This window comes from Streptomyces sp. NPDC048416 (assembly GCF_043200435.1).
Taxonomy (GTDB): Bacteria; Actinomycetota; Actinomycetes; order Streptomycetales; family Streptomycetaceae; genus Streptomyces.
This window is the reverse complement of record NZ_JBICXU010000019.1, coordinates 89272-114150: the sequence shown is the minus strand read 5'-3', so window position 1 is coordinate 114150 and position 24879 is coordinate 89272. Positions and strand designations below refer to the sequence as shown.

At 72.5% G+C, this 24879-nt stretch carries 26 protein-coding genes; 15 read left to right on the top strand and 11 right to left on the bottom strand.

Annotated elements, in window-relative coordinates; genetic code table 11:
* The first annotated feature begins 15 nt into the window (after positions 1 to 15).
* From ACGFW5_RS23155 to ACGFW5_RS23145, 3 genes are all read left to right on the top strand, one after another.
* Positions 16 to 1839 (top strand): AMP-binding protein, encoded by a 1824-nt coding sequence (locus ACGFW5_RS23155; RefSeq protein ID WP_393836179.1) that lies wholly within the window; start codon positions 16 to 18, stop codon positions 1837 to 1839.
* A gap of 77 nt (positions 1840 to 1916) precedes the next feature.
* On the top strand, positions 1917 to 2651 hold the full coding sequence (locus ACGFW5_RS23150) for an enoyl-CoA hydratase family protein (RefSeq protein ID WP_393836178.1): 735 nt from the start codon (positions 1917 to 1919) through the stop codon (positions 2649 to 2651).
* Positions 2639 to 3316: a TetR/AcrR family transcriptional regulator gene (locus tag ACGFW5_RS23145; protein ID WP_393836177.1), complete on the top strand. Its 678-nt coding sequence runs from the start codon at positions 2639 to 2641 to the stop codon at positions 3314 to 3316. Before ACGFW5_RS23150 ends, ACGFW5_RS23145 begins: the two co-directional genes overlap by 13 nt.
* 74 nt (positions 3317 to 3390) lie before the next feature.
* Here ACGFW5_RS23145 and ACGFW5_RS23140 read toward each other — a convergent pair whose 3' ends face one another.
* Positions 3391 to 3798: a rodlin gene (locus tag ACGFW5_RS23140; protein ID WP_393836176.1), complete on the bottom strand. Its 408-nt coding sequence runs from the start codon at positions 3796 to 3798 to the stop codon at positions 3391 to 3393.
* A gap of 494 nt (positions 3799 to 4292) precedes the next feature.
* A complete protein-coding gene (locus tag ACGFW5_RS23135) occupies positions 4293 to 4703 on the bottom strand; it encodes a rodlin (protein WP_393836175.1) in 411 nt (136 codons plus the stop codon).
* 319 nt (positions 4704 to 5022) lie between these two features.
* On the opposite strand from ACGFW5_RS23135, the gene ACGFW5_RS23130 reads away from it, so the two are divergent.
* From ACGFW5_RS23130 to ACGFW5_RS23115, 4 genes are all read left to right on the top strand, one after another.
* On the top strand, positions 5023 to 5433 hold the full coding sequence (locus tag ACGFW5_RS23130; protein WP_393836174.1) for a rodlin: 411 nt from the start codon (positions 5023 to 5025) through the stop codon (positions 5431 to 5433).
* Positions 5434 to 5720: 287 nt separating this feature from the next.
* Complete coding sequence (locus ACGFW5_RS23125; RefSeq protein ID WP_393836202.1) at positions 5721 to 5945, top strand: chaplin; 225 nt, start codon at positions 5721 to 5723, stop codon at positions 5943 to 5945.
* 157 nt (positions 5946 to 6102) lie between these two features.
* A complete protein-coding gene (locus tag ACGFW5_RS23120) occupies positions 6103 to 7263 on the top strand; it encodes a chaplin (RefSeq protein WP_393836173.1) in 1161 nt (386 codons plus the stop codon).
* A 363-nt stretch (positions 7264 to 7626) separates the two neighbouring features.
* Positions 7627 to 9018: a glycosyl hydrolase gene (locus tag ACGFW5_RS23115; protein ID WP_393836172.1), complete on the top strand. Its 1392-nt coding sequence runs from the start codon at positions 7627 to 7629 to the stop codon at positions 9016 to 9018.
* On the opposite strand, the gene ACGFW5_RS23110 is transcribed toward ACGFW5_RS23115, so the two are convergent.
* From ACGFW5_RS23110 to ACGFW5_RS23075, 8 genes are read right to left on the bottom strand one after another with little or no spacing between them, the layout of a single operon-like run.
* The gene (locus ACGFW5_RS23110; RefSeq protein ID WP_393836171.1) at positions 9004 to 10134 is read right to left on the bottom strand and encodes a GNAT family N-acetyltransferase; all 1131 of its coding nucleotides are present in this window, start codon (positions 10132 to 10134) and stop codon (positions 9004 to 9006) included. The two genes, ACGFW5_RS23115 and ACGFW5_RS23110, sit on opposite strands and share 15 nt — an antisense overlap.
* Positions 10134 to 10799, bottom strand: a complete 666-nt coding sequence (locus tag ACGFW5_RS23105) for a lipopolysaccharide biosynthesis protein (RefSeq protein WP_393836170.1) — start codon at positions 10797 to 10799, stop codon at positions 10134 to 10136. Before ACGFW5_RS23105 ends, ACGFW5_RS23110 begins: the two co-directional genes overlap by 1 nt.
* Complete coding sequence (locus ACGFW5_RS23100) at positions 10796 to 12010, bottom strand: glycosyltransferase (protein WP_393836169.1); 1215 nt, start codon at positions 12008 to 12010, stop codon at positions 10796 to 10798. Before ACGFW5_RS23100 ends, ACGFW5_RS23105 begins: the two co-directional genes overlap by 4 nt.
* Positions 12007 to 12792, bottom strand: coding sequence for a polysaccharide deacetylase family protein (locus ACGFW5_RS23095; protein ID WP_393836168.1), 786 nt, complete (start codon positions 12790 to 12792; stop codon positions 12007 to 12009). The genes ACGFW5_RS23100 and ACGFW5_RS23095 overlap by 4 nt, the downstream gene beginning before the upstream one ends.
* Positions 12782 to 14401: a murein biosynthesis integral membrane protein MurJ gene (murJ, locus tag ACGFW5_RS23090; RefSeq protein ID WP_393836167.1), complete on the bottom strand. Its 1620-nt coding sequence runs from the start codon at positions 14399 to 14401 to the stop codon at positions 12782 to 12784. Before murJ ends, ACGFW5_RS23095 begins: the two co-directional genes overlap by 11 nt.
* Positions 14398 to 15720 carry an O-antigen ligase family protein gene (locus ACGFW5_RS23085; RefSeq protein WP_393836166.1) on the bottom strand — a complete coding sequence of 441 codons (1323 nt, stop codon included), beginning with the start codon at positions 15718 to 15720 and terminating at the stop codon, positions 14398 to 14400. The genes murJ and ACGFW5_RS23085 overlap by 4 nt, the downstream gene beginning before the upstream one ends.
* Positions 15721 to 15722: 2 nt before the next feature.
* Positions 15723 to 17156: a sugar transferase gene (locus ACGFW5_RS23080; protein ID WP_393836165.1), complete on the bottom strand. Its 1434-nt coding sequence runs from the start codon at positions 17154 to 17156 to the stop codon at positions 15723 to 15725.
* Between the two features lie 50 nt (positions 17157 to 17206).
* Positions 17207 to 18379 (bottom strand): glycosyltransferase, encoded by a 1173-nt coding sequence (locus ACGFW5_RS23075; protein WP_393836164.1) that lies wholly within the window; start codon positions 18377 to 18379, stop codon positions 17207 to 17209.
* Between the two features lie 590 nt (positions 18380 to 18969).
* Here ACGFW5_RS23075 and ACGFW5_RS23070 point away from each other — a divergent pair.
* The 8 genes from ACGFW5_RS23070 (at position 18970) to ACGFW5_RS23035 (ending at position 24493) form a co-directional block, all read left to right on the top strand.
* Positions 18970 to 19209 (top strand): chaplin, encoded by a 240-nt coding sequence (locus ACGFW5_RS23070; protein WP_393836163.1) that lies wholly within the window; start codon positions 18970 to 18972, stop codon positions 19207 to 19209.
* 224 nt (positions 19210 to 19433) lie between these two features.
* A complete protein-coding gene (locus tag ACGFW5_RS23065; protein ID WP_393836162.1) occupies positions 19434 to 20147 on the top strand; it encodes a hypothetical protein in 714 nt (237 codons plus the stop codon).
* Between the two features lie 317 nt (positions 20148 to 20464).
* A complete protein-coding gene (locus ACGFW5_RS23060) occupies positions 20465 to 20812 on the top strand; it encodes a hypothetical protein (protein WP_393836161.1) in 348 nt (115 codons plus the stop codon).
* Positions 20813 to 21130: 318 nt separating this feature from the next.
* Positions 21131 to 21370, top strand: coding sequence for a chaplin (locus ACGFW5_RS23055; RefSeq protein ID WP_393836160.1), 240 nt, complete (start codon positions 21131 to 21133; stop codon positions 21368 to 21370).
* Between the two features lie 238 nt (positions 21371 to 21608).
* Positions 21609 to 22109 carry a DUF5949 family protein gene (locus tag ACGFW5_RS23050; RefSeq protein WP_393836159.1) on the top strand — a complete coding sequence of 167 codons (501 nt, stop codon included), beginning with the start codon at positions 21609 to 21611 and terminating at the stop codon, positions 22107 to 22109.
* Between the two features lie 36 nt (positions 22110 to 22145).
* Complete coding sequence (locus tag ACGFW5_RS23045) at positions 22146 to 22796, top strand: vitamin K epoxide reductase family protein (RefSeq protein ID WP_393836158.1); 651 nt, start codon at positions 22146 to 22148, stop codon at positions 22794 to 22796.
* Between the two features lie 316 nt (positions 22797 to 23112).
* Positions 23113 to 23640 (top strand): tyrosinase family oxidase copper chaperone, encoded by a 528-nt coding sequence (locus ACGFW5_RS23040; protein ID WP_393836157.1) that lies wholly within the window; start codon positions 23113 to 23115, stop codon positions 23638 to 23640.
* Positions 23624 to 24493, top strand: a complete 870-nt coding sequence (locus ACGFW5_RS23035; RefSeq protein WP_393836156.1) for a tyrosinase family protein — start codon at positions 23624 to 23626, stop codon at positions 24491 to 24493. The genes ACGFW5_RS23040 and ACGFW5_RS23035 overlap by 17 nt, the downstream gene beginning before the upstream one ends.
* A gap of 105 nt (positions 24494 to 24598) precedes the next feature.
* On the opposite strand, the gene ACGFW5_RS23030 is transcribed toward ACGFW5_RS23035, so the two are convergent.
* Positions 24599 to 24877 carry a chaplin gene (locus tag ACGFW5_RS23030; RefSeq protein WP_358994695.1) on the bottom strand — a complete coding sequence of 93 codons (279 nt, stop codon included), beginning with the start codon at positions 24875 to 24877 and terminating at the stop codon, positions 24599 to 24601.
* Between the last annotated feature and the right edge of the window lie 2 nt (positions 24878 to 24879).

Here is a 24879-nt window from a genome sequence, read left to right as displayed (position 1 = left end):
CTAGGAGATGCCGACATGGACGCCCCCGCGCATCCCCACGCCGTTCCGGCCCCCGGCGCTCCGCGCATCTACCGGAGCGAGTACGCCGACGTGCCCCTCGTCGACGAGCCCATCCACGAGGCGGTGCTCGCCCGCTCCACCGCCACCCACCCCGACGCCGTCGCTCTCGTCGACGGCGCGGACCCCACCGGCACCACCACGATCACCTACGGCCAACTCGACGCCTGGCACCGCGCGTTGGCCCTCTCCTTGACCGCCACCGGGCTGCGCAAGGGCGATGTGCTCGCCCTGCACAGCCCCAACTCCGTCCTCTACCCGGTGGTGTTCTACGCGGCGAGCCGGGCCGGCGCGGTCGTCACCACCGTCCACCCGCTGAGCACGCCCGAGGAGTTCGCCAAACAGCTCAACGACTCCCGTACGCGCTGGATCGCCACGATCGCCCCGCTCCTGGCGACCGCCCGCCGCGCCGCCGAACTCGTCGGCGGCATCGAGGAGATCTTCGTCTGCGACCGGGCCGAGGGACACCGTTCGATTGTCCACGATCTCTTGGCTGGTGGGGCTGATGGGCCTGGTGGCCCTGGTAGGGGAGGTGGGGCAGGCAGGGCAGCAGGGGCCGCCGGGACAGCTGGGCCCGCCGGGACCGTGGGGCCGGTCACCGTCGGTCCCACCGCCACCACCGGCCTCACCGCCACCACGGGCCCCACCGCCCCCACCGTCACCATCGACCCCGCCGAGGACATCGCCGTACTGCCGTACTCCTCCGGCACCACCGGCGCCCCCAAGGGCGTCATGCTCACCCACCGCAGCATCGCCACCAACCTGGCCCAGCTCCACCCGCTGGTCCCCATGGTGCCCGGCGACCGCATCCTGGCCGTGCTTCCGTTTTTTCACATCTACGGAATGACGGCCCTGATGAACGCGCCGCTGCGGGCCGGCGCCACCGTCGTCGTACTGCCGCGCTTCGACCTCGGCCAGTTCCTCGGCGCCATCGAGAAGCACCGCATCACCGGCCTGTACGTCGCCCCGCCCATCGTGCTCGCCCTGGCGAAGCATCCGGCGGTCGCGCAGTACGACCTGTCGTCCCTGGAGTACGTCGTCAGCGCGGCCGCCCCGCTCGACTCCCGTCTAGCTGCCGCCTGTTCGGCGCGTCTGGGGCTGCCTCCGGTGCGGCAGGCGTACGGCATGACCGAGCTGTCACCCGGCAGCCATGTGACCCCGTCTGCCACGCCGGATCCTTCGGCGGGCACTCCAGGGCGTTCCGGCGGGGGAGGCGCCGGTCGGGGCGCGGTCGGCAAACTGCTCCCCTCCACCGAGATGCGCATCCTGCGCCTGGACGACCCCACTCGTGACGCGGAGCCCGGCGAGGAGGGCGAGATCGCGATCCGGGGTCCCCAGGTGATGAAGGGCTACCTGGGCCGACCCGATGCCACCGCCGACCTGATCGACGCGGAGGGCTGGGTGCACACCGGTGACGTCGGCCGGGTCGACGGGGACGGCTGGCTGTACGTCGTCGACCGGGTCAAGGAACTCATCAAGTACAAGGGCTTCCAGGTGGCCCCCGCCGACCTGGAGGCCGTGCTGCTCACCCACCCCGCCATCGCGGACGCCGCCGTCATCGGCGTGCCCGACCCGGACGGCAACGAGGTGCCCAAGGCCTTCGTCGTACGCGGGCCCGACGCGCGCGACCTCGACGCGGAGGGCGTGATGGCTTACGTCGCCGGGCAGGTCGCCCCGTACAAGAAGGTCCGCCGCGTGGAGTTCGTGGACGCCGTACCCCGGGCCGCGTCCGGCAAGATCCTGCGGCGTGAGCTGCGTCAACGAGAGAAGGACCAGGCGTGAACCGAGAGAGCGAGCGGCCGTGAAACCAGGCGTGAACCGAACGAAGGAGCGGCCGTGAACCGAGCGGAGGACCAGGCGTGACACTCATCCGGGCCGCCCACGAGCGGGGCATCACCACCCTCACGCTCGACTCGCCCGCCAACCGCAACGCGCTCTCGGCGGCCCTGGTCGCCGAGCTGGGCGCGGCGCTCGCGCGGTGTGCCGGGGATCCGGGCGTACGGGCCGTGCTGCTCACCCACACCGGCGGCACGTTCTGCGCGGGCGCCGACCTGAAGGCGCCGCCCGACCCGGAGGCCTTCGTCGCCCTGATGCGTACCGTGGTCGCGCTCCGCAAGCCGGTCGTGGCGCGGGTGACGGGCCACGTCCGTGCGGGCGGCCTCGGGCTGCTCGCGGCGTGCGACATCGCGGTGGCGGGGTCCGCTTCGACGTACGCGTTCACCGAGGCGCGGCTCGGTCTCGCGCCGGCCGTGATCTCCATGCCGGTCCTGCCGCGCATGGACCCGCGTGCCGCGAGCCGCTACTACCTCACGGGCGAGCGCTTCGACGCGGCCGAGGCGGCCCGTACGGGACTCGTCACGCTGGCCGCCGACGATGTCGACGTGGCTCTCGCACCGGTCCTCGACGGGCTGCGCAGATCCTCGCCCGAGGGCCTGGCCGCGTCGAAGGCCCTGGTCACGGCTACCGTGACGGAGACCTTCGACCGCTGGTCGAAGGAGCTGACCGCCCGCTCGGCGTCCCTCTTCGCCTCCGCCGAGGCGCGGGAGGGAGTGACGGCCTTCCTCGAACGACGGGACCCCGCATGGGTGTTGTGACCCCACCGAAGACACCGCAACCTCAGCCCCCGCAATCGCAGGCACCCCAGCCGCAGACCCTCCAGCCGCAGACAGCCCAGGCGAAAGCCCTCCGGCCGAAGGCGCCGAAGCAGGACCGCAGCCGGGCCACCCGGCAGCGTCTGCTTGAGGCGGCCGTCGCGTGCCTTGCCGAGCACGGCTGGGCGGGTTCCACGGTGTCGGTGGTCGCCGAGCGCGCCGGGGTCTCGCGGGGGGCCGCCCAGCACCACTTCCCCACCCGTGAGGACCTGTTCACGGCGGCGGTCGAGTACGTCGCCGAGCAGCGCTCCCGCGCACTGCGGGCCCTGGACCGCAGGGACCGGGGGGAGGTCGTGGCGGCCCTGGTCGGGCTCTACACGGGCCCGCTGTTCCGGGCCGCGCTCCATCTGTGGGTCGCCGCGTCCAACGAGCCGCAGCTGCATGCGCGGGTGACGGAGCTGGAGGCGAAGGTGGGCCGCGAATCGCACCGGATCGCGGTGGAACTGCTCGCCGCCGACGAGTCCGTACCGGGCGTACGCGAGACGGTGCAGGGTTTCCTCGACATGGCGCGCGGCCTGGGCCTTGCCAATGTGCTCACCGACGACGCGGCGCGCAGGGACCGGGTCGTGGCGCAGTGGGCGGTGCTGCTGGACGAGGCGCTGCGCTGAGCGCGCCGCCCGGCGCCGGCCCACGAAGAACGGCCGGCCCCGGGTCACCCGGGACCGGCCGTCGACCGGACTTTTCAGCTGCCGGAGGCGCCGTTGCCGGAGAGCACCGGGATGTCGTCCAGGATGTGCGACAGCGCCTCGTCGCGCTTGGCCTGGGTGGAGTTCTCGGTGCACTGCTGGGTCTGCGGCGAGGACAGGACCGGGATGTCCTGGACGCCGACGTTGACCAGGGCGACGATGTTCTGCACGTCTGCCTTGGCCGGGAGACCGACACACAGCTTGTTCAGGGAGCCCTGGACCAGGGTCATCTGGGGGCTCATGTCGCCGTCGGTCTTCGAGTTGCCGAAGGCCTGCTCGGCACCGTTGCCACTGAGCGACGTCGTGCCGCTGTCGTTGCCGATGGCCATCGCCTGCGGCGCGGCCATCATCGCGACACCGGAAACGGCTGCGGCGACGGCTGCGGCCGACCACAACTTCTGCATGTCTACTCCTGTTGGTCTGATTCCACTGATGGGGATCTGTGAAGAAGAACGGTAGGAAATTCTTTTGGTTGCGCCGTGTCCCCCGGACAGAGCATTGCGCAATCGGCTCCGCCCGGCCGTGGTAATGAGGAGTGACCACGGACCGATGGTGAGGAAACATGACTGAGACGCAAGGCGCGTGGCGCCGGGGGGCATTCATCCCGATCACTCGTCGACGATTCGAGAGCCGAGCGGCGGCCGAACCCCTCTACGCGGACCTGGTGCGTTCCTGGGCCGCGGAAGGGCGCACGGTGCCGGGTCGGCCCGACTGGGAATGGAATGCGCTTGTCAACGGTTTCCACTGGCCGGACTGAAAAGCCGCGACGTCACCCCGTGAGGTGACGGGCGCGAAAAGGCCGGATCGCCGGAGCGTGCCGGCGATCCGGCCGAGGACATCAGGGCGTCGGACCCCCGAAGGGATTGACAGCGGCCCGGCCGTCCTGAAATCGCTGAATTCAGCTGTGCGCGGCGCCGTTGCCGGAGAGGATGGGGATGTTGCTCAGGATGTGCGACAGCGCCTCGTCACCCTTGGCCTGGGTGGAGTTCTCGGTGCACTGCTGAGTCTGCGGCGAGGACAGGACCGGGATGTCCTGAATTCCGACGTTCACCAGGGCGAGGATGTTCTGCACGCTGGCCTTGGCCGGCAGCGCGATGCAGGGCTTGTTGAACGAACCCTGGATCAGTGCGATCTGTGGGCTCATGTTGCCGTACGTGGCGGAGTTCCCGTACGACTGCAACGCGTTGTTGCCGCTGACCGACGTGGTCCCGCTGTCGTTGCCGATCGCCATCGCCTGCGGCGCCATCACCGCGGACGCACCGACTACGGACACGCCGACGGCTGCTGCCGCCATAGCCTTCTTGATCACGCTGGTCCCTTTCTGGTGGATGCCCCAGACGGAGCCTCCTGACCAACGGTCCCCGCGGCGGATCGGTTTCTTCCCTTCACTCTTTTGGCCGTACGAAAATAGGGCCGAACAAGTCTCCGTGCCTTTGTTGGTTGGGATTATATGGAGATCTCATGTCAGCGTCTGTGGCGTCCTGTCGGGCGTTCTCCGTCCCTCTTGAGAACCGTTCGGGTGATGTGGCGGAACCAAACCAGTTCGGCGAAGTTGACCAGGCAGTAGTACGGCGCAGTGGATATGGGCGCGGTACTGCACGTGCTCTCCACCAAGAAAAGGGAAGACCATGCTCAAGAAGGTTATGGCCGCGTCCGCTGCCGCCGTTTCGATTGTGGGCGCCTCCGCCATGCTGGCCCCCCAGGCCATGGCCATCGGCAACGACTCCGGTACGACGTCACTCAGCGGCAACGGCGCGAAGCAGGCCTTCGGCAACTCGAAGACCGACGGCGACATGAGCCCGCAGCTGTCGCTGGTCCAGGGCTCCCTGAACAAGCCGTGCATCGGCCTCCCGCTCAAGGCAGACGTGCAGAACATCGTCGCCCTGGTCAACGTCGGCGTCCAGGACATCCCGGTCCTGTCCTCGCCGCAGACCCAGCAGTGCACCGAGAACTCCACCCAGGCCAAGCGCGACGAGGCGCTGTCGCACATCCTGGACGACATCCCGGTGCTCTCCGGCAACGGCGCCTCCGGCAGCTGAGTCCTTGCCGCCGCTCGGGCCGCCGCAGTCCGCTGTTCGGGCCGCGGCGGCCCGAGTTCTTCGGGCGCGCAGCGCACGACGGCTGAGGGGGCCGTGGCGCGACCAGCTGTTGCTCCTGCCATTTGGGTGAGGAAAGCGGCGGTGCGGTTCCGCTTCGGTTTCCTTTGCCGGAATCAATCGTTACCAAGTCGTCAGCGGCTCCTTGGGCGAAAGCTCTGGCAACGCGCCGTGAGCAACGACTGGTTGCGCGACTTTTTGACTGAGGGAAGGAAAACCACGTGAAGTACATGAAGACTGCGACGGTTCTGACCGGCCTTGTCATCGCCGCGGGCGGTGCCGCCCCGGCGTTCGCCGACGCCGGCGCCGAGGGTGCCGCTGTCGGCAGCCCGGGCGTTCTGTCGGGCAACCTGCTCCAGGTCCCGATCCACATCCCGGTCAACGTCTGCGGCAACACCGTTGACGTCATCGGGCTGCTGAACCCCGCGTTCGGCAACACCTGCATCAACAAGTGATGTAGCGCCAGGACTCTCCACTCCGGTTTTGGGGCGTGCCCACCGCACGCCCCAAAGTCGGTTTCCCCTACTTTTCTCCGCGACGGAAGACAGTCCATTGCGCCAGGTCCTCAGTAAGACCCTGTTCACTGCCATGGCAGCCACGAGCGTCCTTTCCATGAGCGCGAATTACGCGCAGGCCGCCGGCGCCGAATCCGAGAACGTGGGCTCGCCAGGTCTCCTTTCGGGGAACACGATCTCGGCACCCGTGGACGTTCCGGTCCAGGCGTGCGGGAATTCGGTGAACCCGGTCGGAGCGCTCAACCCGTCCTTCGGGAACAACTGTGCGACGGTCTCGTCGTCCGCCGAGCGTGCGGCCGAGATCGCCGAGAACGCCGCCGACCACGCGGGCGAGGGCCCCGGCGGTGGCCCGGGTGAGGACGCGGGGCGCCCCGGTGCGCTGTCCCATGATGCGTACGGCGACTTCGACGCGCGGGAGTACGCCGCGGCGCACGCCCTGGAGCACCACCACCACGCGGCCGCCAGTCAGGCGCAGAGCGTGACCAGCGGTTCCCCGGGTGTGCTGTCCGGCGACTCCGCGGCCGCGCCGGTCGATGTGCCCGTGCAGGCGTGCGGGAACACGGTGAACGTGGTGGGACTGCTCAACCCGGCGTTCGGCAACCACTGCGCGACGGGGCCCGCGGCCCCGCCCACCCGCCGGGCGCAACACGCGACCCCGGTCCACCACGCCCCCCCGGTCCACGCGACCCCCCCGGTCCACGCGGCCCCGCCGGTACGCCACGCGGCCCCGCCGGTACGCCACGCGGCCCCGGCCCACGACGCCTCATCTGTGCACCAGGCGCCGCCCGCGCACCACGCGGCCCCGCCGCCGTACCACGAGGCTGCTCCCGTCTACCAGGCCCCGCCGGTCCGGCACGCGCCCTCGGCGCACCACGCGCCCTCGGCGCACCACGCGCCCCCGGCGTACGAGGCCCCGCCCGCGCACCATGTGCCGCCCCATCACTGCCCGCCGGGGCACGAGGCGCACCACGCGCCTCCGGAGCGGCACCTCCCGCCGGTTCGCGAGACCCCGCCCGTGCACCACGCACCCCCGGTCCACGCGGCGCCCCCCGTGCACCACGCACCCCCGCAGCACGCGCGGCACGCCGTGCCCTCGTCGCAGCCCGTCGCCCGGGTCGTAGCGCCCGTGGCCGCCGCGCATCTCGCGGACACGGGGGCCGACCCCGCACTCCTCGCGGCGGCGGCCGCCGGGGCCGCCGGGCTCGTGCTCGGTGGCGGCGTCCTCTACCGGCGTGGCCGGGCGATGGCCAAGGCCTGACCCGAGGCGTCCGCCGGACTCCCTGCCTCGCGGCAAGCGATGGCCGAGGGCTCGGAGCCGGGCGAAGTATCAACGGCGCCCAGGCCATCCCAACCAGCAGGTCCACCAAGGCCGTTACGCGGCACGTCCACCGGCAGTCCTGCCGAACGCCAAGGGCCCGTCTCCCTTCCAGGAGCCGGGCCCTTGGCGTTCCTGCACGTACCCCGGGGGTCCTGAGGGCTCATCAGAGGGCTGCATGGCGGGGGAACATGGCGTACGGCCGATCGGGGGACTTCCGGCGTGGGCTGCTTAGGTTTCCTATCGGCGCAATAAGAATATTTTCAACCCGGAACCCGGGAGGCCCTCCGAACCAAGGGAGCGCGCATGCGTCGACGACGTCATCGAGCGGCCACCTTCACGACGAGCGTTCTGGTGGTGGGTGCTCTCTTCAGCCTCGCTCTCGCCCCCGGACGCGACGCCACGCACCCAGTCGGCGCCGCGCACCCGACGCCCGGACCCGACGCCACGCCCCCGGCCCGCGGATCCGCATCCGTACGCCCGGTTCCCCTCCCCGGCGCCACACCCCCGGCGATCGGTGCTCAGGCCACCCGGCCGGGCACTGGTACCGATCCGCCCGCCGGGCACCCCTCCGTCGTGAATTTCGGGGCATTCCTGGATTCCGGGCTCCTGGGCGTCCAGCGGATCGCGGCCCTGGAGAAGTGGCTCGGCGGGGCGGACATCCGGGTCGGGCACACCTATCTGCCCGGGAACACCTGGTCGGACATCGAGGGCAGGGGAGGGTTCCTCGACTCCTGGGCCGCCTGGCGCAGGGAGCGCGCCGACCGCACCCTCGTCCTCAACGTGCCGATGCAGGCGCTCAACGAGGCGGGGGTGGCCGACATCCGGGTGCGCCGGCTGCTGGCCAAGGGCGCCGAGGGACAGTTCGACGAGCACTTCAAGCGGCTGGCCGAGCGGCTGGTCGACCTGAAGATCCCGGACACGGTGATCGTCCTCGGCTGGGAGATGAACGGCACCACGTACACCCACCGCTGCGGGCCGGACCCGGAGGCGTGGAAGACGTACTGGAAGAACGCCGTCACCGCCATGCGCTCGGTCCCCGGGCAGAAGTTCCGCTTCGACTTCGCGCCGAGCCGGGGCCGGGACGCGGTGCCGTGGACCGAGTGCTACCCCGGTGACGACGTCGTCGACATCATCGGCATGGACTCCTACGACCAGCCGTCGGGGCAGGACTTCGACAAGCAGATCAAGGAGCCGTACGGGCTCCAGAAGCAGGTGGACTTCGCCGCCGAGCACAAGAAGCCCATCTCCTATCCGGAGTGGGGGCTGTTCCGCAACGGCGACAACCCGGAGTACATGCGGCGCATGCTCCAGTGGATGGACGTGCACAAGCCCGTCTACAACACCATCACCGACTACTGCCCGCACGGGGTGTGGGGGTGCGCCGACAACCCCCGCTCGTCGGAGGTCTACCGCTCGCTCCTGTACGGCCGCACCGATCCGATGCCGCAGCCGTCGACGCCCGTCAGCCCCCAGCCCTCGACGCCGACGGCCCCCCTGCCGTCGACCTCGACCAGCCCCCAGCCCTCGACCTCGCCCAGCACGCTGCCCCCGGTCTCGCCGAGCCCGCAGCCGGCCGCGCCCCCGGCGCCGACGACGCCCCAGAAGTGCGCGCCGGTCGACCTCGGGTCATGGGTGGAGTACTGGATCGGCGGCAAGCTCTGCCTCCGCTTCGACTGGTTCTCACGCCGGCCGTGAGGGCGGTGCGGCGGGGCGGCTCCGGGCGTCCCGCCGCCTGCGCAGGTCGCGCAGCGCGGCGGCGGCCACGCGGCGCAGCCGCGCGTGCAGCACACTGGCCCACAGCAGCGGGAGCGTGCGGCGCCGGGCGAGCAGGAAGCGCTGGTTGACCCGGGCCTCGGGGCGCCAGTGCTGTTTGTACGGTTCGTTGCCGCGCAGCATGCTCAGGGCGGCCCGGCCGCTGCCGTCGACGCGCTGGGCGCCGGCCCGCAGCAGCATGGTGGCCACGTCGATCTTGCGGCCGCGCAGCCCGGGGTGGGCCCCGTACAGATAGCCGCCGGCGAGGGCGGGCGAGAGCAGCGTCAGGTCGGCGGCGACGACCTCGCCGTCGAGGCGGAACTCGGTGACCACCGCGTCGCCCTGCCGTGTCATCTCGCCCACCGCGCGCGCCAGATGCTCCTCGAAACGCGGTCGCATGTGCTCGCGGGTCACGCCGCGGCCCTGCCACTGGAGCCCGTGCAGTTCGAGCAGGGTGCGCATGGCTCCGGGTACGTCGTCGGGCGGTACCTCGCGCTGTTCGATGCCCAGCGCGTCGATCTTGCGGAGCTTGGCGCGGGCGCGCTGGGCGCTGCTCGTGGGCAGCCGGGCGAGGAGTGCGTCCATGCCGGCGGCGGGCAGTTCGAGGCAGCCCGAGTCCGTCAGCCGGCGTTTCGGGCGCGGCCAGGCGGCGTGCAGGCGCTCCGCTCCGCCGCCCGGACGCACTTCGCCCAGGTCGATCAGGGCGCCACGCGCCGAGCCCATCAGAGCGCCGGTGAGGGCGTCCGCGGCTTCCTCGGCGTGCTCGTCGTCCAGGAGGACGTCCGTGAAGTCGGAGATGGGTCCGCCCAGGGGCACCAGGGCGGGAAGGGGACGCAGCACCCGCATGAGCGGCGCCGCGGCGATCAACTCGCCGTCCCGGTACACCAGATGGACGCGCAGGCGTCCCCGGATTCCGTACGAAAGCCACCACGAGTGCAGCCACGCGTGACTCTGGAAGGGGGTCGCCGTGGCGCAACGCCGGTGCAGGCGCAGCCAGCTGGGGGCGAGGTCGGCGAAGCGGAGTTCTTCGGTGCACACCTCCACGCGGAGCCCGGACACTAGCCGACCTCCTGCGGCACGGATGCCGCCCCGGCCGGTCCCGGCACCGCGGCCGTGCGCTCCGGCTCGTGGTCGGGGCGGCGGCGCGGCCGGGCGAGCAGCGCGAGCCCGCCGAGCAGGCCGCCCGCGCAGCCGCCCACCAGGGACGTCAGGGACGCCGACGGGGAGGAGGGGGCCAGGGGTTTGGCCGCGCGCGAGAACTGCACCACGCGCACCCCGGTGTCGGCCTGGCTGTGGGCGCCGTTGAGGGTGAGGGCGCGGGCCACGGCGTTGGCGATGTTCGCGGCGTCCGCGGCTTGGGCCGAGGTGGCGGTGATCGCGATCATCGGCGCGTCGGGGGAGGTGGCGGTCTGCACGCTGTCGCGCAGCGTGGCCGCGCTCACGCCCGCCCACACCTGGGCGTCCCCGATGACGGCGACCTCGGTCGCGACCCGGCCGTAGGCCTGCGCGAAGCCGAGGGCGACGGAGGGGTCCGCCTTTCCGGCGGGGGTGACCACGACATAGCTGGTCGCGCTGTACTCGGGGGTCTTCACCGCGCCGTACACGCCGCCCGCCGCCGCGCCGAGCAGCGCGCACACGGGCAGCGGCCACCAGCGCGGCAGCGGCCGGGAGCCCAGCGGGCCACGGGTGCCGTGACGCTGGCGCGGGCCGGAGACTCTGCTCATCTGGACTCTTCTTTCTCCGAGGTGTTCGTCGTGAGGTGCGCGGCGCCCGGCGTGGGCACCGGCGCCGCGTCGTACGCCGGGCGGGGCAGCGGCACACGGGCCGCCGCCGCCTCGTACACCCGGACCAGCTGGGCGGAGGTCGCGGTGACGCAGTAGCGGCGCACCGCGTCGGGGACGGGCAGCCGGGTGCGGTCCGCCTGCTGGAGGCCGCGCAGGGCGGCGGTGAACGCGGCGGCCGTGCGGCCGGTGCGCAGCGCTCCCGGCACGGAACCGGCCGGCAGGTCGTCGATGGCCGGGCACGTCACGTATGCCACGGGGAGCCCGGCCGCCAGGCCCTCCACCACCGCGAGGCCGAAGGCCTCCTCGTCCGACGGCGAGGCCAGGCAGTCCACGGCGGACAGCACGCCGGGCAGCGTCGGGCGGTGCCCGGCGGGGGACGTCCCGTCCTGGGGGCACTCGCCCGCGAAGACCACCCGGTCGGCCACCTTGAGCCCTTCGGCGCGGGCCCGCAACGGCTGTTCCTGGTCGCCGGCGCCCACGAACACCAGCCGGGCACCGGGGAGTTCGGCCAGGGCGTCGAGCAGGACGTGGAAGCGTTTGCCCGCGGCGAGCCTGCCGACCGCACCGATCACGAACGCGTCGGGAGCCAGGCCGAGTTGACGGCGTACGTCCTCGCGGGCACCGGCGTCGAAGGCGAACCGGGCGGCGTCGATGCCGTTCGGCACCACCTGGATGCGGCGCTCGGGCACGCCCCAGCGGGCCAGGCGCCGCGCGATGGTGGGGGACACCGCGACGGTCGCCGTGCCCAGCCGTTCGCTCGCCAGGTAGAGGCCGCGTACGCCGGGGCCGAGCGGGCGTCCCTCGATGCGGGCCTCGCCGAGCGAGTGCTCGGTGGCGACGACGGTGCGCACCCCGGCGAGCCTGGCCGCGATACGCCCGTACAGGCAGGCCCGGTACAGGTGGGTGTGGACGATGTCGTAGCGGCCGCCCGCGATGAGCCCGGTGAGCCGGGGCAGCGCGGTGAGGTCGCGGTTGCCGGCCATGGCGAGGTCGCGCACCCGGCCGCCGTCACGGACGACGGCGCGGGCCACGGCGCCGGGGTTGGTCAGGGTGATCACATCGGCCTCGTACGGCAAGTGCCGCAGCAGCAAGCGCAGTTGGTGCTCGGCGCCGCCGACGCCGAGGCCCGTGATCACGTGCAGGACCTTCACGAGCCCTCCGGCAGATCGGCGGGCTCTTCCCTGCGCCAGCGGTGCAGGCCGCGTTTGAGGTGCAGCCGCAGGGCGGTGTCGCGCTCGCCGACGTGGACGCGCGGCAGGGCGTAGCGGCCGGTGAGCGGGCCCGGGTCGATGGCGCAGGCGTACGCGTAGCCGGCCGCGCGGACCGCTTCGACGGCGCGCACGTCGACGGCGCCGTACGGATAGCAGAAGCCCGCCACGTCGTGGCCGGTGAGGTCGGTCAGCAGCCGCCTGCTCTCGCGCACCTCGCGGCGCAGGGTGTCCTCGTCGGCGTCGGTCAGGTCGAGGTGGCGCAGCCCGTGCGAGGCGATCTCCATGCCCCAGGTGGCGGCCTGCTGGATGCCGCGCTCGTCGAGCAGGGGCCTGCGCGGGCCCAGCGGATCCCATTCGTTGGTGGCGCCGAGCAGACCCGGCAGTACGAACACGGTCGCCGTGCACTCGTGGCGGCGCAGCAGGGCGATCGCCTCGGCGGTGAAGTCGGCGTACCCGTCGTCGAAGGTGAGCCCGACCAGGTTCTGGGCGGTGCCTGCGGCGCGGGCCCGCAGGAGTTCGGCCATGCTCACCCCCTTCAGGCCGTGCCGGCGCAGCCAGCGCAGCTGGCGTTCGAAGCGGGGCGGGGAGACGGTGATGCGGTAGGGATCGTCCGTGGTGTGGGTCACCGAGTGGTACATGGCCACCCACAAAGGTGCGGCCGGGCGCGGTGTCGAACCAGTCAGTGGACCTCGTGGGTCGCCGACTGCCGTGTCAACGGGCATGCCAGAGCTTTCGTGTGACGGGACGGAACAGCAGACAGAACTCCCTGACCCGCAGCACACGGGCCACGACGGCGAAGGCGGTGGCCGCCGCGAGCGGACCGACGACGAGGGCCAGCAGGGGATTCGAGGGTGCGGACGCCGCCCACCAGCAGGCGGCGGTGGCGCCGCACGCGGCCACGACGAGACGGGCGAGCTGGCCGCCCACCCAGCGCACGGACAGCGCCGTGCGCCGCCGCCCGCTGCCCCACAGGAGCAGGAGCGCGGTCAAGGTGATGCCGAGCGCGTTGGCCGCGGCGATGCCGGGCGCGCCCCACACCGGCACGGCGAACGCGCCGGCCACGGCGGTCGCGGTGAGCCCGGCCAGCATGGCGCAGGCCGGGAACCACAGGGGGCGCGCCTCGGAGAAGTACGAGCGGGCCAGGACCCCGACCAGGGTCTGGCCGAGCAGGCCGAGCGCGTACACGCGCATCACGTCGGCGGTCGCCGCGGTGTCGTGGGCGGTGAACGCGCCGCGCTGGAACAGGACATGGATGATGTCGGGGGCGCACGCCACCACCACCGACGAGCCGAGCAGCACGATGGTGCCGGCCACGATCAGGTCGCTCTCCACGCGCCGCCTGGCCCGCTCGGTGTCGCCCGCGGCGAGCGCGCGGGCGATCACCGGGAAGGTGACCGTGCACAGCATCAGGGACAGCACCATCGGCATCTGCGCCACCTTCTGGGCGTAGTTGAGGTGCGAGATGGCCCCGGCGGGCAGCGGCGCGGCGAGGAACCGCTCGATGAGGACCTGCGTCTGGCGGCTGAGCGCGAACACCACGACCGGCGCGACCAGCGCGAGCCGCAGCGCCCGCGCGGTGCCGTCGGCCGACGCCCGTCGTGCGGCGGGCAGGACGGGCGAGCGCTCCGGTGTGTGCCAGCTGCGCCACAGCGCCGGAAGCTGCACGAGCACCATGAGGACGCCGCCGAGCGCGACCCCGGCCGCGGCGGCCCGCACCCCCCAGGCCCCGCCGAGCAGCAGGAGCAGGGCGATGATGCCGACGTTGTACGCGAGATAGATCGAGGCGGGCGCGAGGAAGCGGCCGTGTCCGCGCAGGGCGGCGCTGCAATAGCCGGTGAGCCCGAAGGTGAACACGCAGGTCGCGGTCAGCCGGGTGCAGTCCACGGCCAGGTCGGCGCGGGGCAGCCCGGGCGCGAGGACCGCCACCATGGCGGGCGCGGCGGCGATCACGACGGCGGCGCCGGCGGCCAGCGCGAGCGTCAGCCGGGGCAGGGTGGCCGCGACCAGGGCGCGTACCGGATCGGGGCCGGGAGCGCGACCGCGCCGCACCAGGGCGAGGCTGAACGCCGGGACCAGCACGAAGGCGAGCCCGTCCTCGATCAGCAGGGTCGCGGCGACTTCCGGGACCGTCCAGGCGACCAGGAAGGCATCGGTGTCGGTGTCGGCGCCGAAGACGTGCGCGAAGGCCTGGTCGCGCAGCAGCCCGAGTATGGCCCCGGCGACCGTGAGGACGGCGGTCAGGAACGCGGCCCGCGCCAACAGCCGCCCCGATGAGCCGGGTTCGGGCGGCGCGGACGGCGCCGGGAGCAGGGGGGGAACGGTCTTCGTCACGGCCGGGCGCCCCCTCGTGCGGCCAGCCCCCACCAGGCGGCGAGGCCGAGGACGAGTGCGGTCAGGGCGGTCGAGGGGCCGCCGATGTCACCGTAGAAGAAGTCCACCAGGAGCCAGGTCAGCAGGCCGGTGGCGACCAGCGCGCAGTCCAGCGGCGCCCCGTGCCGGCGGGCGAGGCGCAGCCGGCGCACCCCGGCCACCAGGAGCGCGGCCCAGGCCCCGACGAGGGTGACCACGCCGATGAGGCCCTGCTCGCTCAGGACGAGGAAGTACATGTTGTGCGGGGAGAGCAGGGGCTGGCGCTTGAAGGCGGCGCCCGCGCCCGCGGTGTCGCTGCCGGAGGACAGGGCGATCGAGGAGTGGGCGTCGCGGTGGTCCGGGAAGCCCTTCAACCCGACGCCGGTGAGCGGGGATTGACGCCACATCAGTTCGGCGGCGGCCCACATCGTGTACCGGTCGGTGACGGACTGGTCGGGGGCGCTCTCGACCTGGGTGATGCTGGCGAGGCGTTCCTGGAGCAGCTGACTGCCGGACCCGCTGGCGCCGATGAACACGACACCGGCGGCGGCGAGGGCCACGAGGACGACGAGGGCGCGCCGCACCCCGGAGAGCAGCAGCATCGTGCAGGCGGCGACCGCCGTCGCGATCCAGGCGCCCCGGCTGAACGACACGGCGAGCGGGACGAGCAGGAGCGCGGCGCAGCCGAGCGCGGCCCGGCGCGGGGTGCGGCTCGCGCCGGGTGTGGGGTCGAGGGCGAGGCCGATCGAGCAGAGCAGTCCGCAGGACACGACGGTGGCCATGCCCATGATGTCGGAGGCGCCGAAGGTGCCGACCGCCCGGATGTCCTCGCCCATGTAGGAGGCGCCCGTGGAGGTCAGGTACTGCTGGACGCCGAGGCCGCCCTCGAACAGGGCGAGCGCCACCACGGCGGCCGCCGCGAGACGGAAGTCGTCGCGGTCGCGCAGCACGAGCAGCACGGCGAGCGGTACGAGCACGAAGATCTGGAGGTAGCGGCCGAGGCCGGCGATCGCGGTGGCGGGGTCGGCCGCGCCCATCGCGGCGACGCAGATCCCGGTCACCGGCAGGCCCATGACGATCGCGGCCCGGCGGCTCAGCGGCCGCTCGCCCGAGCGCAGCACACGCAGCAGTGCCCACACCACGAGCACCCCGCAGGCCGCGTCGGCGGCGGTCGCCGAGCCGTCGCCGCCCAGCGGGGGAGTGGCGAGCAGGACGATCACGGCGAGCAGGGGGAACAGATGGGCGGCCCGGCGCGCGGGGCCCGGCAGGGTCAGGGGCGGCGTGGCCGCGGCGGCGTGCACGCTCAGCTCCCGGTGGGGCGGACGAGGCAGGTGGCGGTGCGCAGCAGGATGCACAGGTCCTGCCAGAGCGACCAGTGGTCGATGTAGTAGTTGTCGTAGCGGGCCCGGTCCTCGATCGAGGTGTCGCCGCGCAGGCCCTGCACCTGGGCGAGCCCGGTGAGGCCGACGGGCATCCGGTGCCGGGCCGCGTAGCCGGGGTGGGCGCGGCTGAACTGGCCGACGAAGTAAGGCCGTTCGGGCCGCGGCCCGACCAGGCTCATGTCGCCCCGGATCACGTTCCACAGCTGGGGCAGCTCGTCGAGGGACGTACGCCGCATGAAGTGCCCGGCGCGGCTCATCCGCCGGTCGTCGGCGATGTTCCAGCGGGTGGCGGCCTCGTGCACGGTGTCGGGGCGCAGCGTACGGAACTTCAGGAGCGTGAACGCCTGCCCGCCGAGGCCGACGCGCTCCTGCCGGAACAGCACGCCGGGCCCGTCGCTGCGGCGCAGCACCAGCGCGCACACCAGCAGGACGGGGGCGGCGACGATCAGCGCGGGCACCGTGAGGGCCAGGTCGAGGAGGCGCTTGAGGAAGAGGCCGACGGCGCCGGCGGGGGTGCTGGTCAGCGGGAGGCAGGGGAAGGCGGCCAGCTCGTCGGGCTGCCGGCCGGGCGCGGTGTGGCCGGGCGCGCGCGTATCGAGCTGCCACAGCGCACAGCCCAGGGCTTCAAGGAGGGCCGGTGGCGCGGGGTTCGGGGCGCCGGTTTCGACGGCGTACGTGAACAGGCAGTCCCGCACCCCGTTCTGGACGACGGCGCGCTGGACGTCCTCCATGCTGCGCAGCACCGGCACCGGGCCGGCCTCCACGGCGGTCTCGGAGGGCGGCACGACGACCCCGACCGGGCGGATCCCGCCGCCCGCCTGGCGTACCAGCGCGGCCGTGACGCGTACGGCGGTGGCCGCCGGCCCCACCACCAGGGCCGGCCGGGGCCTGCGGGCGGCCTTGCGGCGCCGCAGCCACAGGGCGGCGGCGCGGCCCGCGCAGCTCGCCAGGGTCTGGACGGCGCACCCGGCGGCGAGCGCGGGCACCGCGAGCGGCACATCGTCGGTCGCCTTGACCAGGACGCTCCCCTGGGCGAGCACCGCGGCAAGGACGCACCAGCTGCTCAGGGCGCGGACGAACAGCGCGGGCACGTCGCCGAGGACGCCGCCGGTCATCGTGGGGCGGTAGAGCCCGGCCTGGGCGTTGAGCGCGAGCACGGTGGCCACGAGCAGCCCGGCGGGCCCCGGGGGCAGCCCGGAGTAGGGCGGTACGAGCATGCCGAGCAGCCCCGCCGCGCAGTCGACGGCGAGCAGGACGGACACGAACGTGCCGCCCGCGCGCGGCCGCCCGGCCGGTGGCACGAAGTGGTCCGGCGCCTCGCGGGGCGTGACCACCGAAACGGTTCCCGATGACATCCCGGCGCCGTGGGGCGGCCCCCCGGCGGAAGGGACGATGCTTTCCGCGGTCACTGGCTGATGGGTTCCCTGTGCTCGGAGCGCTGTAGAGCGGCCACGTCGCGGTACACCTCCGCGATGCTCTGGGCCGTCTGCCGCACGTCATGGGTGGTGGTCACGTGCTCGTGCCCCTGGCGGGCGAGGCCGGTGCGCAGCGGGGCGTCGAGGAGGAGGTGGGTCATGGCGCGCGCCAGCGCCCCGGGGTCGTCCGGCGGTACGAGACAGAGCGGGGCGTGCCCCGGCGCCAGGCTCTCGGCGGAGCCCCCGACGTCGGTGACCACCACCGGCCTTCCGCACGCCATCGCCTCCAGCGGGGCGAGCGCCATCCCTTCCCAGCGCGAGGGCAGCACGACCAAATCCGCCGCGCGGTACCAGGCGGCGGTGTCGGTGACCGCGCCGATCAGGGACACCGAGCCGGGCGCCGCCGCGCGCAGCGCCGCCAGGTCGGGGCCGTCGCCGACCAGGACCAGATGGGCGCCGGGCACCGCACGGTGTACGTCGTGCCAGGCGTGCAGCAGGACGTCCTGGCCCTTCTGCCGGCACAGCCGTCCCACGCAGACCACCAGGGGCGCGTCCGTCGCGGCCGGGGCCTCGTCGGGCGCCCGGTAGTGGTCGAGGTCGACGCCGTTGGGGACGACCGCGAAGGACGCGAGGACCCCGGCGCGCTGTCCGGTGGCCCGCTCGCCCTCGCTGACGCACACGACGCGCGAGGTCCAGCGCACGGCGGCGCGCTCCCAACTCCTCGACAGGAGTGCGGTGATCCCGCCGACCGCCTCGAACGACCAGGCGTGCGGCTGGAAGACGGTGGGCACGGAGCCGCGGGCGGCGAGCCGGGCGGCGACCCCCGCCTTGGCGCTGTGCGCGTGGATCACATCGGGGCGCACCCGCCGGATCAGCCGGGCCGCGCGCAATGTCTCGCCGAGCAGCGCGGGTCCGGGCGAGCGGGTGGCCGGCCAGGGGCACACCCGGGCGCCCAGGCGCGACAGTTCGGTGCTCAACGGGCCTCCCTCGGGGCATGCCACGGTGACCCGGAATCCACTGCGCAGCTGGTCCCGGACCAAGTCCGTGACGACTCGGGCTACGCCCCCCTCAACGGGCTGGACCAGGTGCAGGACACTCAAGTCCTTCACGGGCCCCGGCCCGGGTCTGCCGGGTCCGCCGGGGGCGTTCGCTGTCGTGGGCATGCGCGGTCACTCCGGTCCTGGCGCTCGCAATAAAAGCTGGACAAAGGTGCTGCGGGGCTCGCGCGCAGAGCGGACTCGCTCTTGAATTCCGCTTTACCGGTCGTGCGGTTGCCGGGGTTCCCCACGCGTCGAACGGCCCCGGGGTGAGGAGCACTGTAACCGTATTTACGACCGGTCCTGTCATGAATGCGTGGACCGGAGTGTCCCTTCGAGCGATCTGCCGTATCTCATTCACGACCGGCTCGTTGTACCGATGGCCGCTTATTTACCCGAAATCCCTATGGGAAGGGAAGGGGCGGCATATGGCGTGGCCAAGCCCGCTATGGCGGCGTCCTGGCGGGCCAGTGCTCACGGCAACACCCGCGTCAACAGATGACCCGCACGGGTGGCATTCGTGGCGGGGGCCGCCATCCGCGTGCTCGGTACGAAACAAGGCCCATGACCATCTTTTCGCCGCCGGAAACCCGGGTTCACCCGTTGGGGGCAAAACCGGGCGCCTGACGGCGCGTTGAGGTGTAAGTCGAGTGACACCACCCGGTCAGTGCCTTGACCCCAAGGCCCATGACTTCCCAATCTAGGAGTGCTTCTCCATGCCGCGTACCGCGAAGGCCCTGGTCCTGTCCACCGCTGCCGTTGCCGCCATTGCCGGTGGGGCCGGCGTCGCCGCCGCCGACGCCGACGCGCACGGCGCGGCCACCCACTCCCCCGGCGTTCTCTCCGGCAACATGGCGCAGATTCCCGTCCACGTGCCGGTCAACGTCTGTGGCAACACGGTCAACGTGATCGCCCTGCTGAACCCCGCCTTCGGCAACACCTGCGTCAACAAGTAGTTCCCGCCGAAGCCCCGGCCGCCCCCGCCCAGGGGGCCGCCGGGGCTTCGTGCTGCTCCGGACGGCGCAAGGGCGCGAAGCCCCGCGCGTACGGGGTCCTTCCAGCTCGGACCGGCGCGTCGTGGGCGGTGCGGTCACCCGGGTCGGCCATGCGGTTGCGGGGGCCCGGGGGGCTGCGCACGGTGAGGGAAAACTCGCATCCCGCACCGAAGGAGAACCGTTTCATGCGCGCACGCACACCGCGGCGAGTGGCCGCAGTGGCCCTCTCGACCGCGATCGTCATCGGATCCGCCGGAACCGCGATGGCCACCGACGTCCAGCCGCCGCGTCCGGTCAGCGCCGGGGCGCCGGTGCCGCCGGGGGCCGACCAAGTGCTCGGGCAGGCCCAGACGCTGGCCGCACTGGGGGCCGTGCTCAAGCCTGTGACCGACCTGCTGACCGGCGTGCTCAAGGGCGGATCGCCCGCCGACGTCAAGGTGCTGGCCGACCGGGCGACGAAGGCCCTCGACGCCGTGAAGACACCGGCCCCGGCGACCCCCACCGCCCCCACCAAGCCGGCCCCGGCGACCCCCACCGCTCCCGCCAAGCCGGATACGGCCGCCGCCCCCGCCAAGCCGGGCACGGCCGCCGCGCCGGCGCTGACGTTGGCCCCGCTTTCGCTCGGGGGGCCGGGAACGGCCGCCGGGCCGATGGACGTCAAGGGCGACGCCGTCGCGGCCCTCAAGAAGTCTCTGGACGACCTCCTCAAGGCGGTGACCAGCGCCAATGCCGCGGGCGTCGTGCCGGCGGCGACCGGCGTGGTCACCAACCTCGTCGGACTCGTCACGGCCACGGTGGTCGGCGGAGGCCTGCCCGCGCCCAAGCTGTCGGGTTTGCCCGCCCTTCCCCCGCCCCCCGGGGGCGCGCCGCCCGTCTCGGCGCCGGATCTGCCGGCCTGAGCCGCACCGCCGAGAGCGCCGGGCCGGAAACGGAACCGGCGCTTTCCGCTGTCCGGGCACGGCCGGGGGCGCGGGGCTCCGCCGCCGGCTCCGCACCCCGCTGCGCCCCCCTCGCGTGCAGGCCCGACGCCAACTGCCCGGCCGCGCACCGAAATTCATGGAAGCTCGTACGAGAAACAGCTGGATTCCACCCTTGAATGGGAGCGGGCGAGGCCCGATGAATCCGGCGCCAAAGGGTTTCCCAATCGTCCGGGAGTCGTTACCCAAGGCGAAGCAGTGCAAAGCATTCACGGACACGCGCGGTGCCACGGAGTGCGGTGCGTGCAGCCAATTCGGCGATCGAACTCGCCGCGGAAGGACTGAACATGAAGTCGATGAAGATGGCCGCGGCGGTCGCCGGTTCCCTCGCGGTCATGGGTGCGGCGGCTCCGGCCTTCGCGGCCGGCGACCTGCCCCCCATGAGCCTCAACGGCGGCCTCGACGCGATCACCCAGCAGATGGCCAGCGCCCCCATGGTGGACACGGCGCCCGTCCGCACGAACCTGCTCGACCCCAAGTCCAACGACTCGCTGCTCCACACGGTCGGCAGCACCGCCAAGGACCTCAACAAGACCAACGGTGCGCCCAACCCCAACCACCTGCTCGGCGGCCTTCCCGTCGGCTAGGGGGTGTCTGGTGGATCATGGCCGGGGGTGCGGCGCCTGGCACGGCACCTCGCGGCGTTGCCGAAACGCCCCGATAGCTCCGCTATCACGACGTTCCGGCGCCTTGCGATGCACCGCACCAGGCGCCGCACCCTGACCGACCCTGATCCACCAGACACCCCCTAGCTCCGTAACGGAGCTTCGCGACGGCGAATTGATCGGCCATTCAGCCCACCCATGCGCTGTACGAGGGAAATACGATAAACGCGGCGTGTTCGCTTCCTGTGGTTCCGGGGTGTTTGCCTACGCTGAGGCCGACCCCGAATGGAAGGTTTTCCTATGAACACCGTCAAGAAGACCGCTCTCGCCCTCTCCGGCGCCCTGCTGGTGGCCGGTGCGGCTTCCGGCACCGCCTTCGCCGACGCAGGCGCCGAGGGCGCTGCCGTCAACTCGCCCGGCGTGCTGTCCGGCAACGTGGTGCAGATCCCCGTGCACGCGCAGGTCAACGTCTGCGGCAACACGGTCGGCGTCATCGGAGCCCTGAGCCCGGCGTTCGGCAACACCTGCATCAACTCCTGACACGACGTCCGACCCGCGCCGTCCGGCGCACCGCGTGAAGAGCGGCTCCGAGGAGATGGGGATCCCGGGGCCGCTCCGCCGCGTCCGGACCGGGTCCGGCCCGGCGCACTCGAAGGTCCGGCGCGCCCCATGATGACCCCGTGCGCCCGTGAAGGCCCGGTGCACCCCGCCAAGGACGTTTCATCCGGATGAGTGACAGCTGCGATGGGCTCGGCCCGTAATGTCCTAGAGTCCCGGCATGACTTCAGCCACCAGTGCCGTACAGCCGTCCAGGGCAGCCCTGTTGGGCTCGCTCATCGTCATCGCGTGGAGCGGCGAACATCCCGACGGATCCGGCGACGTGCCCTTCCTCATGGCGTACCCCCTCGGTGACGGCGTCCAGGGCCCGGAGGGCGCCGAGGTCGCGGCGCGGGCGCTCCTCGACGAGATCGGTATGCCGGCCGGCAGTGTGGTCGACCAGAGTCACGGTGGCTCGTTCCCGCTGACTCTCATCGTGCAGGCCGGCCGGGCCGTCCTGACCCTGCCGACCATGACCGCCCAGTGCCCCGCGCCGCCCGAGTGGCTGGCGGCGGCCGAGGCGCGCGGCACCGTCCAGTTCATGTTCGTCACCCGCTCCTGGCCCGAGGCCGTGCCCGGCGTCGCCGTCAGCGACAAGCAGTTGAAGGCGTTCGCGGGTGACGAGGCCACCATCACCACCGCGGGCCACTGCTTGCTCCCCATCCGTCGCCTGCGCGGCTGAGCCCCGCCGGACGAGAACGGAACGGAGACAACACCGATGCCCTTCCACGAGACGCTCCAGGAGCCGGCGCCGGTCACCGACTCGTCCGGACCCCCGCCACCAGGCGCTGCCGCCTTCGGTGCCGGCTACGGCTTCGCCTGGCTGGTCGTGCTCACCGGCGCGGCGGGCCTGCTGGCCTCCTGGGTGATCACGCTCGACGAGTTCGCGCTGCTGCGTGACCCCGGCTTCGTCCCCGGATGCAGCCTCAACCCGGTGATCTCCTGCGGCAACATCATGAAGAGCGCGCAGGCCTCCGTCTTCGGGTTCCCCAATCCGATGCTGGGCCTGGTGGCGTACGGGATCGTGTGCTGCGTGGGCATGAGCCTGCTCGGTGGTGGCCGGTTCGGACGCTGGTACTGGTTGACGCTGAACGCGGGGGCGGCCCTCGGCGTCGCCTTCGTCAGCTGGCTCCAGTTCGAGTCGCTGTACCGCATCGACGCGCTGTGCCTGTGGTGCTGTCTGGCCTGGGTCGCCACCATCGTGCTGTTCTGGCGAGTCAGCACGCACAACGTCGTCAAGGGCGCGCTTCGCGCGCCGAGTTGGGCCCGCGGCCTGCTCGCGGAGTTGGGCTGGGCGGTACCGGTGATGCACATCGGGGTGGTCGCGATGCTGATCCTGACCCGCTGGTGGGACTTCTGGACGGGATGAAAAGGGCTGAGCAGAAGCGTTGGGCCAACCGCATGAAACACTTCTCGCCACCGACACACCTGTCTGCCGAAGGCGTTGACCCCACCGACCAGTCGCATGGTTGAAGCCTCCCCGGGCCGTGCAACCAGTACCGGCCCGGGGAGCGCCGGCGGCGCCGACGAACGCGCGGCGGCCGTTTCCTGGGCCGGGAGGCCTCGTTGAATTCGGCATCGGACAACGAGAGCGGACGCTCGGACGGGCCCCGGGACCAGGACGGTTTCCGGGGCCGCAGCATGTGCCGGCCCCGTCCGCGCGAGCGAGCACGAGGGAGACGCCCATGAAGGACGCGACACACTTCTGGCGCGCACGACGGACCGGCCGCACCCGCCCCCGGGGCCGCGCCCCCGAGCCAACGAGGCCCGGGACGCCCCCTTCCCGTACCGCCTGGCGCATCGCCCGGCGCGGCCTGCTGCGCGCCCTGTTCGCCTCGGCGTCCGTCGCCTTCACCGGCGCCGCGCTCTCCCGCATCACCTCCGCTGCCACGGCCGGCGCCACCGGCCCCGGGTCCGCCGCCCCCGTCCCCGGGGGGACGCCCTTCGACGAGATGCACGCCGGCCATCGCATTCAGGGCCGCCCCCTCCAGGCGGACGGTTGCGAGGTCGCCGTGTTCGTGGACGACCGCAGGCTGATGCTGATGCGCCGCGCCGACGGCAGCTACCTGAGCTCCGTCGACCACTATGAGTCATATGCCACCGCACGTGAGGCGGCCCGCGCCGCCGCCGTCGTGCTGGGCCGCGCCCGGCTGGCCGCGGTGCCCGTGCACGCGGGCCACGAAGGGGGAGCCGTCCATGGTGTACACGCGTAAGAACCAGCGGAACCTGACGAGCGCCGAACGCAAGGCTTTCGTGCACGCCGTGCTCGAACTCAAACGGCGCGGCGAGTACGACGCGTTCGTACGCACACACATCGACTTCTACGTCTCGGACGGCGACCGGGGCCTGCGTGTGGCGCACATGGCGCCGTCCTTCCTGCCCTGGCACCGTCAGTTCCTGCTGGAGTTCGAGCGGGCGCTGCGCAAGGTCGACCCCCGTGTCACCGTGCCCTATTGGGACTGGACGCGCGACAGTTCGCCCGCCTCGTCGCTGTGGGGCGACGACTTCATGGGCGGCAACGGGCGCCGGGGCGACCTCCAGGTCATGTCCGGCCCCTTCGCGTTCGCCCACGGCTCCTGGGAGGTGACCGTCAATGTCACCGAGGAGCGCTTCTTGACCCGGGACCTGGGCCGCCCCAAGGGTCCCATCAAGCTGCCCACCGCCGCCGACGTCGCCCACGCACTCGCGGACCCCGTGTACGACGTCTCGCCCTGGAACTCGATGAGCGGGACCGGATTCCGCAACAAGATCGAGGGTTGGACCAAGGCGTCGGGCAACGCCCGCTTCCGCACGCACAACCAGGTGCACCGCTGGATCGGCGGGCTCATGCTCGGCGGCGCCGCCGTCAACGATCCCGTGTTCTGGCTCCACCACGCCTTCGTCGACAGCCTCTGGTCGCGCTGGCAGGCCGCTCACCCCAGGTCCAAGCGCTATCTGCCCGACGTACCGCCGCCGTTGGGTGACCCCCAGCACGGCCGGGTGGCGGCCCTCCACGAGCCGATGCCGCCGTGGAACGTGGCGCCGGTGGCGCTCTTGGACCACAGCCGGATCTACCGGTACGCCTGATACGGCGACGGCCTCCCGGGGGGAGAAGTCCGGGAGGCCGCAGGCACCGTTGGATCAAACGCCCGGCCGGGCTGTCACGAGAACGGCCGGCCGGGGCCGGGGGCGTCAGCCCCCGTAGCCCCCACCGTGGTGGTGGAGGAGGTGGGAGTCGTTGACGCAGGTGGTGCCGAACACCGGGTTGAGCAGGCCGATCACGTTGATCGAGTTGCCGCAGAGGTTGACCGGGATGTGCACCGGCACCTGCAGCACGTTCCCGGAGAGGACACCGGGGGAGCCGGACGCGACGGCCTCGGCGCCGGCGTCGGCAGCGGCCATACCCGCACCGGCCAGCGCCACCGCGCCCGCTCCGGCGACGACGGCGGCCGTCTTCGCGATACGAGACATCA

Bases quoted from the DNA above. Each gene is read 5' to 3' on its own strand.
- ACGFW5_RS23105 (WP_393836170.1), bottom strand. From the start codon at position 10,799: ATGAGCAGAGTCTCCGGCCCGCGCCAGCGTCACGGCACCCGTGGCCCG.
- ACGFW5_RS23065 (WP_393836162.1), top strand. From the start codon at position 19,434: ATGCGCGCACGCACACCGCGGCGAGTGGCCGCAGTGGCCCTCTCGACC.
- ACGFW5_RS23120 (WP_393836173.1), top strand. From the start codon at position 6,103: ATGAGCGCGAATTACGCGCAGGCCGCCGGCGCCGAATCCGAGAACGTG.
- ACGFW5_RS23145 (WP_393836177.1), top strand. From the start codon at position 2,639: ATGGGTGTTGTGACCCCACCGAAGACACCGCAACCTCAGCCCCCGCAA.
- ACGFW5_RS23030 (WP_358994695.1), bottom strand. From the start codon at position 24,877: ATGTCTCGTATCGCGAAGACGGCCGCCGTCGTCGCCGGAGCGGGCGCG.
- ACGFW5_RS23045 (WP_393836158.1), top strand. From the start codon at position 22,146: ATGCCCTTCCACGAGACGCTCCAGGAGCCGGCGCCGGTCACCGACTCG.
- ACGFW5_RS23050 (WP_393836159.1), top strand. From the start codon at position 21,609: ATGACTTCAGCCACCAGTGCCGTACAGCCGTCCAGGGCAGCCCTGTTG.
- ACGFW5_RS23040 (WP_393836157.1), top strand. From the start codon at position 23,113: ATGAAGGACGCGACACACTTCTGGCGCGCACGACGGACCGGCCGCACC.
- ACGFW5_RS23035 (WP_393836156.1), top strand. From the start codon at position 23,624: ATGGTGTACACGCGTAAGAACCAGCGGAACCTGACGAGCGCCGAACGC.
- ACGFW5_RS23140 (WP_393836176.1), bottom strand. From the start codon at position 3,798: ATGCAGAAGTTGTGGTCGGCCGCAGCCGTCGCCGCAGCCGTTTCCGGT.
- ACGFW5_RS23070 (WP_393836163.1), top strand. From the start codon at position 18,970: ATGCCGCGTACCGCGAAGGCCCTGGTCCTGTCCACCGCTGCCGTTGCC.
- ACGFW5_RS23095 (WP_393836168.1), bottom strand. From the start codon at position 12,792: ATGCCCGTTGACACGGCAGTCGGCGACCCACGAGGTCCACTGACTGGT.
- ACGFW5_RS23155 (WP_393836179.1), top strand. From the start codon at position 16: ATGGACGCCCCCGCGCATCCCCACGCCGTTCCGGCCCCCGGCGCTCCG.
- ACGFW5_RS23125 (WP_393836202.1), top strand. From the start codon at position 5,721: ATGAAGACTGCGACGGTTCTGACCGGCCTTGTCATCGCCGCGGGCGGT.
- ACGFW5_RS23075 (WP_393836164.1), bottom strand. From the start codon at position 18,379: ATGCCCACGACAGCGAACGCCCCCGGCGGACCCGGCAGACCCGGGCCG.
- ACGFW5_RS23080 (WP_393836165.1), bottom strand. From the start codon at position 17,156: ATGTCATCGGGAACCGTTTCGGTGGTCACGCCCCGCGAGGCGCCGGAC.
- ACGFW5_RS23130 (WP_393836174.1), top strand. From the start codon at position 5,023: ATGCTCAAGAAGGTTATGGCCGCGTCCGCTGCCGCCGTTTCGATTGTG.
- ACGFW5_RS23115 (WP_393836172.1), top strand. From the start codon at position 7,627: ATGCGTCGACGACGTCATCGAGCGGCCACCTTCACGACGAGCGTTCTG.
- ACGFW5_RS23055 (WP_393836160.1), top strand. From the start codon at position 21,131: ATGAACACCGTCAAGAAGACCGCTCTCGCCCTCTCCGGCGCCCTGCTG.